Genomic DNA, 16,636 nt, shown 5'->3' with positions numbered 1-16,636 from the left:
GACCAGCAGCGCTAAAGATGCGGAGAAAAAAGACCAGCTTGCTAAGAGTAGTTCAAAAACTACAGTTAATGCGGCAGACAAAAATAATTCAACTGTCGTTTCTGTTAGTCCCAAAAAAGCTGTTACTAGTTCCACTGCAGTAACACAACAAACAACTGAGGCTATCCTTAAAGCACAATTAGCATCAGTTTTGAATACCGTCAAAAATAATAACAATTCTGCATATAATGCAAAAGTGTCCAATTTTTTAAACCAAATACTAGAAGGCTCCGTCGATAGTTGGTCTAAGTATAAAGTTCTCCCTTCTCTAACCGCTGCTCAAGCAATTCTTGAAAGTGGCTGGGGAACATCCGGTTTATCTGAGAAATATCATAACTTGTTTGGTATCAAAGCAGGAACATCCTGGACTGGAAAGACAGTCACATTAGCAACCTTAGAATATTATAGTGGTAGTTATCATACTGTTTACGCAACTTTCAGAGCTTATGATAGTGACAATGAGAGCATTGTTGACCATGCTAAACTATTAGCTGACAATTCACGCTACAGTAATTTGATTGGTGAAAAGAACTCAAGTACGGCTACGAGAAAGATTTATCAGGATGGTTATGCAACTGATATCAGCTACACCGCTAAGTTGAATTCAATTATCTCGACTTATAGTTTAAATGATTGGGATAAGTTAGCTTTCAAGTATACCGGAGTAGTTGTTGACACAGGTTCTAACAGCTCTGCACCAGGTACGCCTCAAGGTGGTTCAGGATCCACAAAGGACGTCTACTATACCGTTAGATCTGGGGACACTCTGACTGGAATTGCTGGTAATTACCACACAACAGTTCCTAAAATAGTCTCGTTAAATGACATCAGCAACGCCAATTTCATCTATGTGGGGCAAAATCTGCTTGTTATAAAAGCCGTCAGCACTAGTGCAAGTTCAAATTCCACTTCAGGCAATGGAAACAGCAATAGCGCCACTACCTATATTGTGAAATCTGGTGATACTTTAAGTCTAATCGCACGGACTCACAGTACAACTGTGAACACACTGGCTTCTTTGAATCGGATCAGCAATCCAAACTATATTTATGTAGGCCAAGAATTGCGTCTTTCTAGTAGTGCTGCTTCGAACTCAACAAGTAATTCAAATACAGAAAAAAGCAATAGTACTTATACTGTTAGGTCGGGGGATACTTTAAGTTCAATTGCCAGAACACATGACACGACCATTAATAATCTGGCTTCCCTAAACAATATCAGTAATCCAAATTATATCTATGTGGGACAAGAATTACGTGTTTCTAATTCTGTCAGCAACTCAAGCTCAAACAAGAACTCAGCGACAGCGCATGTTGATAATGGGAGTTATACTGTCAAATCAGGCGATACCTTGAGTTCAATTGCTAGAACATTTAGTACTTCCGTCAATACATTAGCTTCGCTGAATAATATAAGCAATGCTAACTACATCTACGTAGGACAAAAATTAGCTGTTTCTAACTCTGCCAAGTCGTCTGAAACTGTTGCTGAGTCTGCAAAGGAAACTTCTAATAATATTAGTGGTACTTACACTGTCAAGTCGGGCGATACCTTAAGCTCAATTGCCAGAACATTCAGCACTACTATTAGTTCCCTTACTTCACTGAATAAGCTGAGCAACGCGAACTACATTTATGTAGGGCAAGAATTAGCCGTTTCCGGTTCTGGTAAGAGTTTAAATGCAACTAGCCCAAAAAAGACAACAAGTTCAGTTGCAAATAGCAGTAATGGCACTTACACAGTTAAGTCCGGTGATACTCTAAGCTCGATTGCCAAAACATTTAGTACTTCTGTCAATTCACTAGCATCATTAAACGACATCAGCAACGCCAATTACCTTTATGTAGGGCAAAAATTAACTGTTACAGAAACTGGCGGAAATTCTAGTTCATCATCAGTTACAGTTGCAGCAAAAACGAATTCACCTGCTAGCACCACCAACAACGGTGCTTATAAGGTTAAAGCGGGTGACACTTTAAGCTCAATTGCGAGAGAATTCGGCACCTCTGCCATTGAATTAGCATCATTGAACAAACTTAGTAACGCAAATTATCTCTATGTAGGGCAAGAGTTGGCTGTGGCTAAATCTGGTAAGAGCTCAAAAACATCAACCAAGTCTACTTCAAAAAACACTCGTGGTGCTTATACTATCAAGTCAGGTGACACTTTAAGCAGTATCGCTGCAAGATACAACACCACCGTTAGTAAACTTGTTGCCGCCAACGGTATAAGTGATGCAAATTACCTTTCAGTTGGTCAAGAGCTTATAGTTTGATATGCCAATCAAATTGACACTCAGACATTACCGAAAAAAATAAAAGACGTAGTACAAAGTCAGTGAATTTGGGTATTACCGCGAAATTACGAACATGTCATTTACTTTGAGTGTTTCGCTACGAGTAATTCGAGGTAGACAGAGAATTTTGACTTATGAAACACGTTTATACGAAACACAAAAAGGGAGCTAGGTTAAAATGAATTTTGACCTAGCCCCCTTTTTGTCATGTATTTTATTTTCTTTCATGCTCTTTCTCTAATTTTTTCAATTCCGCCTCTGCTTCGGCCATGTGATCTTCATAGTGTTCTAGCTTCCAGCGCAAATGCTTGATGGCGGAATCAAAATCGTTCCTTTTTTCCTCCATTATCTTTAACTGCTCATTCAACAAATTCTTTTGTTCTGAAATATTTTCTTCCGCAGAATCAACCAAATTCATGTATTTTAAAAGCTTTTCAATAGACATACCGGCTGAACGCATTTGTTTAACAAAATTAATTCTTCTGATAATGCGCTTATCAATGTTTCTTATTCCTGATGAAGTTCTATCAATACGTGGAAGCAGTCCAATTTTTTCATAATATCTGATGGTATCTGAGCTCACATTAGTCAATTTGCTGGCTTCTTTGATATTCATTGTTACCCCCCTCCCTTTTCTCACTAATATATTATACATTTTTTTCATTTACTGATTTTTTACACTTTATCAATATTATTTCTGATTCTTAAGTAAAAAGAGCTCTTTATTCTTAACCTTGCTGGTTTGATGGTCGCATCACAATTTCATTTATATCAGAGTCTTCTGGTAAAGCAACAGCTAATGAAATTGCTTGCGCTACACGTTCTGAAGGCATCGATACACTGGCATAAAAATTTTCCATTGTCTTTTTAGTATCTGGGTCAGTTACATGATCAACTAATTCAGTCGATACAGCACCTGGTGAAACAACAGTCACTCGAACATGGCTCTTTGCAGCAACTTCTTCCTGACGTAAGGCTTCACTAATCATCCAAACGCCAGCTTTAGTAGCACTATACACACCACCACCAGAATGAACTGCATGTGCTGCAACGGAAGCTATATTGATAAACTGGCCTGATTGTTGTTTGCGCATCTGTGGAAGAGCCGCATTTATTCCATAGAGGACGCCGCGTAAGTTGATATCAATCATCCGATTCCAATCTTCAACCCGCCCTTTAATAAATTCAGAATGTGGCATTAATCCCGCATTATTCATCCAAACATCCAACCGACCATAAGTGTCGATAGCTTTTTGGGCTAAAGCTTTAACCTGTTCAAGTTCACTGACATCAGTTGCCAAGTAAGTTGCTTGTCCCCCCGATTGTTCAATATCCTTAAAAATTTTTTGCAAGCGTTCTTCCCGACGTGCCCCAAGGACTACTTTATTTTCCTTTGAAGCTAACAACTTAGCCGTTGCTTCGCCGATTCCAGAAGAAGCGCCTGTAATCACAATAACTTTTGCCATAAAGGAACCTTCTTTCCAAACTATTAAAATATTAATTCCAAATTTCTTTCGCTAGACTAAAAGCAGACCATGCCTTAGGCCAACCTGCATAGAAAGCCAGTTGAGTAATAATCTCAATTATCTCTTTTTTCGTTACACCGTTTTTCTTAGCGAGAAGCATGTGACTTTTTAGTTGAGGAAAAAGACCTTGCGACATTAAACTCGCAACTGTTATTAAACTTCGATCACGCGCGGAAAGAAGTTTTTCTCTCGACCAAACTTCTCCAAATAAAACATCATCATTTAACTCAGCAAATTTAGGTGCAAAATCTTCAAGACGATCACGTCCAGCTGTTTGCTTTTCTACCATTTATTTTTCCTCCAAATTTGCATAATCTGCATCTGAAACAGGTTCTAGCCATTCAGGTTTACCAGCGGTGATTGCTATATGAGCGAACCAGCTGTCTTTGGTGGCCCCATGCCAATGTTTAACGCCGTCATGAGTCACAACAATATCACCCTTTTTTAACAAACGTGGTTTTTGCCCAATTTCTTGGTACCAACCTTCTCCACCAGTGACCAGTAAAATTTGGAAACCAGCATGATGTATATGCCAATTATTACGGCAACCGGGCTCGAAAGTTACAACACCAACTGAAACATTCACTTGGGGATCATTGACGAGGCTCTTTAAATAACTTTGCCCTACAAAAAACTTCTGATAGGCATCGTTCTTATCACCTAATGGAAAAATGACACCCTTTCTCAAGTCACTATTCTGTGCCATCTATTTCTCCTTTCAGTACAGTTAACACAAAAGACAACTAAACTTAATCTACATGTCTAACCAAACCATGAATTCTCTTAACGGCAGCAGGATCACGATGATCAAAGAATTGACTCTCATTTTTATCAAGTGCTGCAATTTTTTTCATCTCATCATCTGTTAATTTGAAATCAAGGCTGGTAAAATTTTCTGTCATTCTGTTTTTATGAACGGACTTAGCAAGTGCAACCACGTCACGTTGAGTCAACCAGCGTAAAATAACCTGACCAACTGATTTATTATATTTTTGACCTATTGCAGTTAAAGTTCCATTATTAAAGATGTCGTGTTTTCCTTCAGCGAATGGTGCCCATGCTTCAGGTTGAATATTATTTTCGTGAAGAAAAGAAACAGCTTCTTTTTGTTGCATCCAAGGATTTGTTTCAATTTGGTTAACCGCTGGTTTAACATTATTATATAAAGACAAGTCCATAATTCTATCTGGTTGGAAATTTGAAACACCAATTGACTTAACTCTGCCTTCTTTTTGCAGATCTTCCATTGCGCGCCAAGATCCATAAACATCACCGTATGGTTGATGAATTAAATACAAATCAAGATAATCCAATTGAAGTTTACGCAGTGAAGTTTCAAAAGCTTGCTTTGTCGCTTCATACCCTGTATCTGAAACCCATAATTTTGTTGTAACGAATAGGTCCTCACGTTTGATTCCACTGCGCTTGATACCTTTTCCGACTGCTTCTTCATTGCCGTATGAAGCAGCTGTATCGATCAAACGATACCCAACATCAATAGCATCAACAACTGCTTGTTCTGCTGCTTCTAAGTCCGCAATTTGAAAAACTCCAAACCCGAGCATTGGCATTTTGTTACCATCATTAAGCTTCTTAAATTCCATAATTAACAACTCCTTCTTTTTTAGTACACGTTAATTGAACACCTTAAAGTGCACTCTAAGTCAAGGTTCAGCTCCTAAAAATGTTGATTTGCTTTTACCACACAGATAATGAACACTTTTTTCAAAAATAGATATGGATGCCTACTATTTTTGACAACAAAAAAGCTGGCGAGTATTAAAATACTCAATCCAGCTTTAAGAGCTTGGTCAGTTTTTTACATTTCGCTCTGACACTTGTGCTTATTCTATACGAACCAGTGTGTTACGCCCATCCTAATAGAAGTTCAGCTTATCTTGAATTATTTTTCTGAGATCCATAAATTCGGTACTGGTTCGGTTACGCGGAAAATCAAGTGGATTAGTAACTATTTCTTTGATTTCTCCGGGCCGCGGCGTCATGATGATAATACGTGTGCTCAAATAAATAGCTTCATCAATATCATGTGTGACTAAAACCATTGTTGTTTTCGTTTGCTGCCATACCTGATGAATTACTTCCTGTACATCAGCTCGTGTAAAGGCATCTAATGCGCCCATCGGTTCATCTAAAAGCAATAGTTTAGGTTTCATCACAATTGAGCGTGCTAGTGCAGCCCGTTGTGCCATTCCTCCTGAAACTTGATGGGGATAAGAACTTTCAAACCCCTTAAGCCCCATCAATTCAATATAATGTTGTACCAGTTCTTTGTCATAATTACGTCCATTAAGTGCCTTTAGTCCAGAACTTATATTTTCTTCTATGGTTTCCCACGGAAAAAGACTGCCATGTTGAAAGACGTATCCGCGTGATACATTAGGTGCAGTTACCTTATTTCCATCGACAGTAACGTCTCCCTTTTCTGGAGTATCCAACCCGGAAATCAAGCGTAACAGCGTTGTTTTTCCACATCCCGAGGGCCCGATAATTGATATAAATTCTCCTGAGGAAGCCTGAAAGTTAATGTCTTTTAAAATTTCAAGCGGTTGTCCGTTATTGTCTTGTAAAGTTCGACTAACATTTCTGATAGCTAATTGAACCATTTCTACCCCTCCAAATTAATGGTTGTTTTGTTCCCGCCATCTTAAAAAGTACGTTTGAAACTTATTGCTAATAACAAAAATAAGTGAAAACAAAACCGCCATTATAACAATTGCAGCATAAACCTGTGTATAATTACCGACACCACGTGCCCAGTTTATATACCAGCCTAAGCCTACTTTTGCACCCATCATTTCAGAAATAACGAGCATTGTAAACGAAAGACCTAATGCTGTAAATATTCCGATAAACATGCTCGGAAGAGATCCAGGGATAACAATCTTCCACATAATGCGCCATTCCGAAAAACCTAATGTTTTCGCTGACTCAAAGTATTCACTTGAGATCCCCTGAACTCCCCCAATAGTCATAAAAGCAACTGGGAACCATACAGCAAAAGCAATCAAAAATATTTCAGACATATAACTTGTCGGAAATATTACTAAAGTCAAAGGCATCCATGCTGCCGCTGGAATAATACCAATTACTTTAAGATAAGGGAATGCCCAATAATTAAACTGGCGATATCGTCCCATCAACAATCCGAAAACAACTCCAATCAAGGCCCCTACTATAAAACTAACTAACCAGAGAACTGTCGATGAAACAGTTGAATCCCAAAGCAGCTTATGATCTGTGGTAATCTGTTCTATTATTTGCGCGAAACTAACAAAAAATGGTTGCGCTAATATCGAAAATTTTTCAGTCAATAAATCTTGGACAATCAGTAAAATACCTAAACTAACATTTAATTGTGAAAAATGTCCGCTATAAGCTCGCAAATGTCCTTGCCGAAATATCCAACCCCAGACAGTGGTAAAAGACAGGTAAAGAAAGTAAACAATTAAAAATATTTGATATGGTTTGTTATTAACATCTTCTTGCGATGGCACGCTAATATTTTCTACAAGTGCAAGTAAGATAATCACAATACCGCTAATATTCCAAAATTGAGACCATGGTTTCCAATACTTTAAAGTTAATTCACGCTTCTTCTTATTTTTTTTATGTTCTGCATTAGTTGTCAACGCGCTCACTATCTGCCTCGCCCCCAACATTCTTTTTTATTAGTTTGCATCATAATAAGCTTTTTTCAGTAATTCCTTATTATTAGTATCTGCTTTAAGGTAGCCTGCCTGTTTCAATTGCTTAATGTAATAAGCTAAATCTTCTTTCCCTCTTTCAAGATTCAAATCAAAATGCTCGTCCTTAATAATCTGAGTAACATTTTTCACATTAATGAATTTACTTTTGGCAACATACCCCTTGTCCAATTCGATCTTAGCGGTTCCTTCTGGATGCTTGTTGATCCATGAAGCAGCTTCTTTATATGACTTGACAATTGCTTTTGCCTTTGCAGGATTTTCCTTAATCAAACGGTTTGAGATGTAGAGATAGCAGCAAGCACCTTGCTTTTTCATCCCCATTGCAGCCATCTTATCGTCACCGTCATAGTTGTTATTATCAATAATTGCTTTAAATCCATCTTCTTTGTGCCTGATAAGCATAAGGATCAACAGTTCCGACTGCATCAATCTGCTTCTTTTTAGCCGCTTCCGCAAGTGTATCGGTGCTGTACACCTTCCAAGTAACATCTTTCTTAGGATCTATCCCAGCATGTTGCAGTGCTATTGAAGTTACATATTGTGGCGTTGATCCTTGTGCCGGAATTCCGATCGTTTTTCCTTTCAAATCCTTAACACTCTTGATGCTTGAATTTTTTGGAACTAGTAACTTGATACATCCTTGATGGATGCCGCCAGCCGCCTTGATTGCTGCCCCATTTTGAATTGCTGGCAAATATTGAAAGTCTCCATTTTGTGCGTCATATTTTCCACTAGCAAAACCAGCTTCCAAGTCACTGATTGTTCGTGGATTTGCAACCAATTTCGCCCGAATCCCGTTTTTCTTAAAGAAACCTTTTTCATATGCTATGTAGTTAGCGGCATTACAAATCGATCCATCCTTAACTGGCAAGGTCACGGTACCATACTTATAAGTTTTGCTTGCCTCTGCTGATTTTTTATTCGAACAAGCTGCTAAACTAACACTTATTGCTAAAATCCCCAAGATACTTCCAGTAATTTTCCATTTCATGAAAAATCATCCCCCATTATTTTTTAAAACATCTTACTCTGAACAAACACCTGCTTCTGTCTTGCTGTTCTCCAATCACTCCCTCTATAAAGCCAGAACACATTGCCCCCCTTCCTTTACTTCAAACAAAAAAGCCCCCTGGCTAGTTGCCACGAGGCGGATTATCGCGTTACCACTCGTTGTTCAATGACTAGATTGCTCTCGTCATCCTCTGGGAGTCATTAAAAACTCTTACCGCTGTAACAGGCGCACCTGCCTGCGGCTTATTTAAATAAACTCGCCGCAGGGTAGAATTCCAAAGACCATCTTCACTGTTGTGCTATTAACCCTTCTCAGCTTACGGGTCTCTCTTCAAATTGCACTAATCAGTTACTCATCTTTTTATAATTAACGTCTTAGATTTTAATCCTAAATCATACTGATGTCAATTATGAATTTTGATTTAAAGAACGTATCTATCAGCATCCTTATCGCTGTTTTACACCAGCAGATTCAGATACCGTTTAAATTCATAGATCAATATCAAAATACTTAATGTCAGGCCGTTCCTTAAACCCTAGCCGGCGCCAAAACTTTTGACCTTCTAAATTATCAACAACCGTAAATAATCCGACTTTGTCAATCTTATGGGCTTTAAAGCCAGCTAAAACCTTTGCGATCAATTCTGAACCAATATGCTGCTTTTGATACGCAGCCGCTACAGCAACATGATAAAAATAACCCTTTCTTCCGTCAGTTGCTCCTAAGATAGTAGCCACAACTTTATCTTCTTCTGTAACTGCAACAAAGCATAGATCCGAATTAAGTTCTAGCACTCGCTGGATGCCTGCACGAGAATTGTCCAAAGATTGCAAGTGCATTCCTGGTGTATTCTCCCACAATGCGTACGCTTGCTCATAATCCTCTATCGTCATTTTTCTAAACTGAACCATTTCTATTCTCCTTTAAAAATTGATCTCATGTGGACTGTGACCACTCTGAATAATTGCTAAAGCATCATTCAGAGATTGCTTGACCATTCGTTCAACCGCTATGTCCGTGTAAAATCCAATATGCGGTGTCAGTATTACATTGGGCAGTTTCTTTAGATAATTATAAGGCTCAACTGGAGTTGGTCCATCAAATTTCAAATTGAATATTTTCGTTTCTTCTTCAACTACATCGATTGCTGCTCCTGCAATCTGTTTATTCTCAAGCGCTTCAAGCAACGCTGCCGTATCAACGACCGGTCCGCGAGAGTCATTAATTAAAAAAGAGCTTGTTTTCATTTGCGCAAAAGCATCTTGCCCGATCAAGTGGATGTTTTGTTGGTTCAAATAAACATGTGAGGTAACAATGTCCGCATTCCGGTAGATTTCTTCTTTTGAGACGTATTTTAAAATACCTGCCCGTTCAAGTTCAGGTTTTTTAACGACATCATTTCCTAAAACCGTCGCACCAAGTGCATGGAAGATCTTAGCAACTGTACTGCCGATGCGGCCGACTCCGATCACTCCGATTATATATTCCGATAGTTCCCGCGAACGTAGACCGTCGACGATATAATTATTGTTGTCTAACCGTGCTTTAAATTCAGGATAATGTCTAATCAACTGCATTGCTTGCATTAAAACTAGCTCAGCCACAGCATGCGGTGAGTACGAAGGAACATTCGTTATTTTAATATTGTTGTTAGCTGCTGCTGTAAAATCAATTGTATCAACACCAGCTGAACGGCAGGATAATTGTTGAATACCATAATCTTTCAGTGTTTGATAGATAGTACCGTCTTCATCCAAGCGACTGCGCTGCTTATAAATAATTCCATCGAATCCCTGTACATGGTTAACAGTTGCTGGATGAAGTTCAAAAGGCACACTTTTGACTTCAATATTATTTTCTCGGCTCCATTCATCAATAAATGGCTGTTCATCCTGGCGAACGTGATATGCAATAATCTTTACCAAAGCTCTATCTCCCTTTTAAAACTCTCTAAATATAGCACTACTCGCTCAAATTACATTGAAGCTTCTACAAGAAAACAAGTTATTGCTCAGTGTCTAAGTATTTCAACAATCCTTGCGCACCTTCTACAAAATACTCAATTCCCGTGGGTAATGTTTCATCTAGTCCGACAAAATTTGGCTTGTGCCAATCAGCTGCTCCTGGTGCACCATTTGACCCAATGAATGCAAAGACACCTGGGATCTCTTTTTGAAAGGTCGCAAAATCCTCTCCTGCCATTGACAAAACAGGCTGGTCTACCTTGAAAGATAAATTATCAATCACCGCTTGTGTGAGTTTAACATTATTATTGATCGGCAGTGCACGTTCGCTCCAATCTATTTCTGCTTTTTGTCCGTATGCCTGTACGATCCCCTCGACTAAACTGAACAGCTTAGTCTTTACCAGTTCTGCATTTTTATGGTCGAACAAACGCACCGTTCCTTGCAAATATGCTTCATCAGGGATCACATTCCAAGCTTTACCGGCATTGATATGAGTCACACTTACAACAACAGCATCTTGTGGATTAATATTGCGACTTACAATCGTCTGCAGACTAGAAATAATCGTTGCTAATGTTGTAATAGGATCCTTGCTTTTTTCTGGTTTGGCTCCATGCGAGCCCTGACCTTTAATCTTAATTTCAAACTTATAACACCCAGCCATCAGCGGGCCCGCTTGCAATGCGATCGTTCCAACCGGCAAATTCGGATTATTGTGAAAACCAATCAATGCCTGAACACCATCCAGCACATTCTTAGCAAGAACTTGATCAGCACCGCCACCGGCTTCTTCGGCGGGTTGAAAAAGAAATCTTAGCGTCCCTTTTACTTCATCTTGGTGATCTTTGAAGTAGCGAATCGCCCCCAACAAACTGGACATATGCAAATCATGGCCACATGCATGCATTACTCCGGTATTCAAAGATTTAAAAGAAAGGTTACTTTCCTCTTGAACCGGAAGAGCATCGATATCGGCCCGTAAACCAATAATAGGGCCTGCTTGTGTGCCCTTAATCTCAGCCAATAAACCAGTATCAAGCTTGGTTTCAAGAATCTTGATCTTCCACTCGGCTAAAACCTCTTTGATTTTCTTGGTCGTATTAAATTCCTGGGTAGACAGTTCCGGATGTTGATGCAGATAATGACGCAATGCAACGATCTCACTCAAATACTTTGAATATTCTTCTTTTGCCATTTTTTCACTCTCCAAATGCCTTATTGATAGCTTGCTCTAGGTCTGCAATCAAATCATTTGCATCTTCTAAACCAATTGAAAGACGGACAAGATTATCCGAAATATTTTGCTTACGTCGTTCATCTTCAGGAACTTCACGATGAGTTATCCCACTTGGGTTAACAATAAGTGAACGATTATCCCCAACATTAGGTAAATAAGTGAACGTCTGAACACTGTTTAGCAACCGAACGACATTTTTCTTATCACCCTTAAGCTTAAATGAGAAAATTGTTCCAATTCCCTTAGGATAATACTTTTTTACCAAATCTTTTTGAGGCGTATTTAATAGTCCCGAATGAAATACATGTTCCACATGTATATTTTCTTCAAGAAAATGCGCGATTTTTAAGCTAGTTGCTACTTCTTTACTGATTCTTTCAGAAATCGTTTCTAAGCCCAATAAATCCAAGTAAGCTGAAAAAGGGCTGAGAACTCCCCCCATCAAGCGGAGGTATTTAGTTCTTAAGTGAGCAATAAATGCTTTCTCAGCAAAAACAGCTGCAAAACTGGTATCTTCTCTACCTTTCTTGTTTAACGTAATTTCTGGTTCATAAAACTGGGGGAATTTATCCTTTCGCCATTTGAAATTACCACCATCAATAATCAATCCCGAAACGACGTTGCCGTGCCCACTTATCCCCTTAGTTGAGGAGTAGACTACTATGTCTGCTCCGTATTTTAGCGGATTGAATAAATACGGTGTGGGAAATGTATTGTCAATAATCAACGGGATATCGTGTTTATGCGCTAATTCTGCTAATTTAGCTACATCGGCAATATTAGTGATCGGATTGGAGACACTTTCAGCATAAATTGCCTTGGTATCCGGTTGGATAAGTTTCTCAACAGCCTCAAAATCGTTAATGTCCTCCGCAAAATCGAAATTGATCCCGAATTTTGGCAAAAGCGTTCTAAATTCATCTAAAGTTGCACCATAAATATCAGGCGGGGCGATAATTCTGCCTCCACCTTCTGCCACGTTTAAGATAGCATATGTAATTGCAGCCATCCCCGAACTGACTGCAACTGCTCCAACACCACCATCGAGTTCAGCAATTCTTTTTTCAAAAACATCGACCGTCGGATTATTTGCACGTGAATAAATGAACCCATCGGCCAATTCTCCCCTCGCAATCTCATCTGCACGTTCGGTGTCATGTAAATCAAAAGCTACATTCTGATAAATGGGCACTGTTGCAGAATAATTATGCTTTTCTGGCTGATACCCGCTGTGGATCTTATTAGTATCAAAACTATTACTCAAAATAATTCCCCCTTAATTTAAAAGTCTATTTTCAAATCGGAACAGATTCTTTTAACCTGTTGTAACGTTTTATCATCTATTTCAATTCCGGCCTTAATGTTTCTGCGCAAAGCTATTTGCTCTTTTTCCCCAGGAAGCGTGACTTTTTTACCATCGACTGTTTCTAGTTTCTGGATTCTTGTCAGCATATCCGTTAACTGAATCTTAAACTGCTTTAAGCTTATGAATAACGTGGGATCGATAACCATGAAGAAATGACTTATATCATGCTTCCCATTTCCTAAATCTGCGGCAATTGAACCCTGAGAAAAAATCGCTGTCATGATTTCAATCAGCAACGAAATAGCAAAACCTTTGTAATTGCTATTAGCCTCTTTTATTCCACCTATTGGAAGAACTCCCCCGGTTCGTTTTTCCTGAGTCAAACCACTCAAGACGTTTGCAGGATTCTTCTCTAGTTCTCCTTTACCATCAATCGCCCATTCTCCTGGAATTTGTTCGTTTAATTTTTCTAGAACTTCTATTCTTCCAAGAGAGACAGTCGATGTTGCACCATCAAAGACAAAGTCATTTTTCTTCAAAGGAAATGCTGCTGCAAAAGGATTACTTCCCAAAAAAGGATTTTTTGCCCTAGGAGGGACTACGAGCGGATTAGTACTAGTGGCGGCAAAACCGATCATTTTAGCCTGACTTGCCATCTCTGCATAATAACCAGCAGCGCCAAAGTGATTTGAGTTTCTTACAGTGGCAAACGCTATTCCGTTTTTCCGTGCTACTCTGATAAGACGATCCATTACTTCAGTTGAAGCTAGTTGCCCCATTGCCTGCTGAGCATCAACAACAATACAGTTTGGAACTTGCTTCACAACTTGAATTTTGGCTTCACGATCAATATATCCCGCGTTTAACTTTTTTTCATACATGGTTAAGCGTTGAATACCATGAGAATAGATACCCCTCAGGTCAGCATAGTTGAGTACATCAGCTACAATTCTTGCCTTCTGACTGTCAAAGCCCCATCCTATAAATATTTTTGTCAAAAGCTCGATTTCAAATTCACTTTTGATTTTCATCAGCTTTCACCTTACTTCTGATAGTAAGCATCCGTAACTAGTTTATTTACATTCGTATTGCTCTTCAAAAAGCCTGCTTTTTTTAGTTCTTTTGCATAGTATTTCAAGTCAGCCTTCCCAGAACCGTGTTTCAATGAAAAATGGTAACTCTTAATTAAAGCTGTGACATTTTTCTTATCCACAAAACTGGTCTTAGCGACATATTTTTTATCTAACAAAATATCAGCCGTGGCAGCTGGATGCTTATCAATCCATTGAGCAGCTTCTTTGTAAGATTTCACAATCGCCGCAGCTTTTTTTGGATCTTCCTTAACTACTTTTTCAGATAAATACAAGTAGCAGCATGAACCGCTTTTTTTCATTCCCATTTTCGCCATTTTATCACTATTGGAACTGTTATTATTGTCAGCAATTACTCGAAAATGATCTTCTTTCACTGCCTGATATGCATAAGGATCAACCGTTGAGATCGCATCAACTTGCCCTTTTTCAGTAGCTTTTGCTAGTAAATCAAAATCATACGTCTTCCAAGTAACCCCTGTTTTAGGATCGATTTTAGCGTGCTGCAACGCGATAGTTGCGACATATTGCCCCGTTGAGCCTTGACCTGGTGTTCCTATCGACTTACCCTTAAGGTCTTTCACACTATGGATACTTGAATTTTTAGGTACAAGTACTTGAATACAGCCTTGGTGCAAGCCGCCCGCAGCTAAAATTTGAGCCCCATTTTGAATAGCCGGCAGGTATTGAAAATCACCATTCAGCACATCATATTTTCCATTTGTAAAACCAGCCTCAAGATCGCCAATGTTTGCGGGTTTTGCCACAATATCAGCTTTTAGCCCATTCTTCTTAAAGAAACCTTTTTCGTAAGCAATATAATTAGGTGCGCCGCAAATTGTCCCATTCTTAGCTGGTATTGTTATTGAACCGTTCTTATAGGAGCTTGCCTGAACATGCGACTTACTCACGCTTGTATCCCCGATAAAACCAGTAAACGCCGCCGCTACTACAATAAAAGACATCCATTTTGTTCTCTTTTTCCCCATTTTTATCCCTCTTTTATTCAAACTAAGTATAGTGAAAACCAAACGACTCCCCTAGACGTTTAGCAGTCGAATCCTTTTAGCTGATCTGTCGATGACATTTCGTTCCATCACCTTGTTTGGACCTTGCACCGGACACCCCGATTTAATACTTGATTAGTTTCGGTTGAACGCTGCTTTAATCAACGCCAGCCCGGCTCACACTTAATGCTCAGAAGCCACTCTCTCCGGTTTCAGTACACCACTTCCAACACGCAAACCTATCCTTGATAGTTTAATGTATCCAGATTTTGCTGAAGCTCATCGATTAGGTCTTTGGGAGATTCGATACCAACTGATAATCTGATAAGCTGTGAAGTAATTCCGATCTCTTTTTGTTCCGTCTCGGATAATTCAGCATGTGTCATTTTGTATGGCAGTTCGATCAGACTTTCAACAGCTCCTAAACTAACTGCTAATTGAATCAAATCAAGACTTTCGACAAACCTCGTCGTGTCTATTCCGTCCTGTAATTCGAATGAAACTATTCCGCCATATCCACTAACCTCTTGGCTAGCAACTTCATAATCTTTGCTGCCAGGTATTCCCGGATAATAGATTTTCCTAACTTCTTTTCTATTCTGCAAGAACTCAACGATCTTAGCAGTATTACTTAAATGACGATCCATTCTGACTGCTAATGTCTGAATACCTCTGCGGATCAGATTAGAAGACTCCGGAGATAAAACAGCTCCGATTCCATTTTGATTAAAATAAACTCGATCCGCTAATTCCTGATCTTTGACAACGACGATACCAGCAATTACATCGGAATGTCCCCCAAGGTACTTTGTCGCCGAGTGAAGCACAATATCAGCCCCCAGTTTTAATGGCTGTTGTAAATATGGTGTCAAAAAGGTGTTGTCCACAATTGTCAACAGGTCATTTTCCTTAGCTATTTTTGCGACCCCACGAACACTTGTCACTCGCAATAATGGATTCGAGAATGTTTCAAAGTATATAGCCTTTGTATTAGGCTTGATGGCTCTTTTCACTTGTTCTAAATCCTGTGTGTTAACGGCAGTAAACTCCAGCTGCCATCTTTTGAAGAACTGATTGATCAGGCGAAAAGTCCCCCCATAAACGGTATCGCCAACGATAATGTGATCTCCGGGTGAAAAAATCGATAAAACTGCATGAATCGCCGACAGCCCAGATGAGAATGCAAAGCCTTGCTGACCACCCTCAAGCTGTGCAACTTGATCTTCCAAGTATGAGCGCGTTGGATTACCTGATCTGGCATAATCCCACCGAACCTGCGAATCAACTTTAGGAAAAATATAAGTTGATGAATTGTAGATAGGAACATTGACCGCTCCTGTTGTGTTATCATTTTGTGCTTTTCCGTGAACTAAATTTGTATCGAATTCTGACAATGTATGAATCCTCCTTGAAAAATATAATAACTG

At 39.2% G+C, this 16,636-nt stretch carries 15 protein-coding genes and 1 pseudogene; 1 reads left to right on the top strand and 15 read right to left on the bottom strand.

Annotation, left to right across the window (positions count from 1 at the left end; translation table 11 throughout):
- Positions 1-2,314, top strand: a 2,314-nt coding sequence (locus JCM15457_RS11350; protein ID WP_051993493.1) for a LysM peptidoglycan-binding domain-containing protein, incomplete at its 5' end; no start/stop codon positions are given.
- Positions 2,315-2,549: 235 nt separating this feature from the next.
- On the opposite strand, the gene JCM15457_RS11345 is transcribed toward JCM15457_RS11350, so the two are convergent.
- From JCM15457_RS11345 to JCM15457_RS11275, 15 genes and pseudogenes are all read right to left on the bottom strand, one after another.
- On the bottom strand, positions 2,550-2,951 hold the full coding sequence (locus tag JCM15457_RS11345) for a MerR family transcriptional regulator (RefSeq protein ID WP_034990009.1): 402 nt from the start codon (positions 2,949-2,951) through the stop codon (positions 2,550-2,552).
- Positions 2,952-3,063: 112 nt separating this feature from the next.
- Positions 3,064-3,801, bottom strand: coding sequence for an SDR family oxidoreductase (locus tag JCM15457_RS11340; RefSeq protein ID WP_034990008.1), 738 nt, complete (start codon positions 3,799-3,801; stop codon positions 3,064-3,066).
- 31 nt (positions 3,802-3,832) lie between these two features.
- Positions 3,833-4,150 carry a carboxymuconolactone decarboxylase family protein gene (locus JCM15457_RS11335; protein ID WP_034990007.1) on the bottom strand — a complete coding sequence of 106 codons (318 nt, stop codon included), beginning with the start codon at positions 4,148-4,150 and terminating at the stop codon, positions 3,833-3,835.
- Positions 4,151-4,567, bottom strand: a complete 417-nt coding sequence (locus JCM15457_RS11330; RefSeq protein ID WP_034990006.1) for a cupin domain-containing protein — start codon at positions 4,565-4,567, stop codon at positions 4,151-4,153.
- Positions 4,568-4,610: 43 nt separating this feature from the next.
- Positions 4,611-5,465 carry an aldo/keto reductase gene (locus JCM15457_RS11325; RefSeq protein ID WP_034990005.1) on the bottom strand — a complete coding sequence of 285 codons (855 nt, stop codon included), beginning with the start codon at positions 5,463-5,465 and terminating at the stop codon, positions 4,611-4,613.
- 273 nt (positions 5,466-5,738) lie between these two features.
- Positions 5,739-6,485, bottom strand: a complete 747-nt coding sequence (locus tag JCM15457_RS11320; RefSeq protein ID WP_034990004.1) for an ABC transporter ATP-binding protein — start codon at positions 6,483-6,485, stop codon at positions 5,739-5,741.
- 15 nt (positions 6,486-6,500) lie between these two features.
- Positions 6,501-7,541, bottom strand: coding sequence for an ABC transporter permease (locus JCM15457_RS11315; protein WP_051993491.1), 1,041 nt, complete (start codon positions 7,539-7,541; stop codon positions 6,501-6,503).
- A gap of 9 nt (positions 7,542-7,550) precedes the next feature.
- Positions 7,551-8,580: pseudogene (locus tag JCM15457_RS11310) on the bottom strand (ABC transporter substrate-binding protein).
- A gap of 509 nt (positions 8,581-9,089) precedes the next feature.
- Positions 9,090-9,512 (bottom strand): GNAT family N-acetyltransferase, encoded by a 423-nt coding sequence (locus tag JCM15457_RS11305; RefSeq protein WP_034990003.1) that lies wholly within the window; start codon positions 9,510-9,512, stop codon positions 9,090-9,092.
- Positions 9,513-9,524: 12 nt separating this feature from the next.
- Complete coding sequence (locus JCM15457_RS11300) at positions 9,525-10,526, bottom strand: D-2-hydroxyacid dehydrogenase (protein ID WP_034990002.1); 1,002 nt, start codon at positions 10,524-10,526, stop codon at positions 9,525-9,527.
- A 79-nt stretch (positions 10,527-10,605) separates the two neighbouring features.
- Positions 10,606-11,763, bottom strand: coding sequence for an amidohydrolase (locus JCM15457_RS11295; protein WP_034990001.1), 1,158 nt, complete (start codon positions 11,761-11,763; stop codon positions 10,606-10,608).
- A 4-nt stretch (positions 11,764-11,767) separates the two neighbouring features.
- Positions 11,768-13,069, bottom strand: a complete 1,302-nt coding sequence (locus JCM15457_RS11290) for an O-acetylhomoserine aminocarboxypropyltransferase/cysteine synthase family protein (protein ID WP_034990000.1) — start codon at positions 13,067-13,069, stop codon at positions 11,768-11,770.
- A 17-nt stretch (positions 13,070-13,086) separates the two neighbouring features.
- Complete coding sequence (locus JCM15457_RS11285) at positions 13,087-14,142, bottom strand: Ldh family oxidoreductase (protein WP_034989999.1); 1,056 nt, start codon at positions 14,140-14,142, stop codon at positions 13,087-13,089.
- Between the two features lie 11 nt (positions 14,143-14,153).
- Positions 14,154-15,191, bottom strand: a complete 1,038-nt coding sequence (locus tag JCM15457_RS11280) for an ABC transporter substrate-binding protein (RefSeq protein WP_034989998.1) — start codon at positions 15,189-15,191, stop codon at positions 14,154-14,156.
- 257 nt (positions 15,192-15,448) lie between these two features.
- A complete protein-coding gene (locus tag JCM15457_RS11275; RefSeq protein ID WP_034989997.1) occupies positions 15,449-16,603 on the bottom strand; it encodes a trans-sulfuration enzyme family protein in 1,155 nt (384 codons plus the stop codon).
- Positions 16,604-16,636: the final 33 nt, after the last annotated feature.

This window comes from Liquorilactobacillus sucicola DSM 21376 = JCM 15457 (genome assembly GCF_000612445.1).
Lineage (GTDB): Bacteria > Bacillota > Bacilli > Lactobacillales > Lactobacillaceae > Liquorilactobacillus > Liquorilactobacillus sucicola.
The sequence above is the reverse complement of the archived record's forward strand: the minus strand, read 5'-3'. Positions and strand labels throughout refer to the sequence as shown.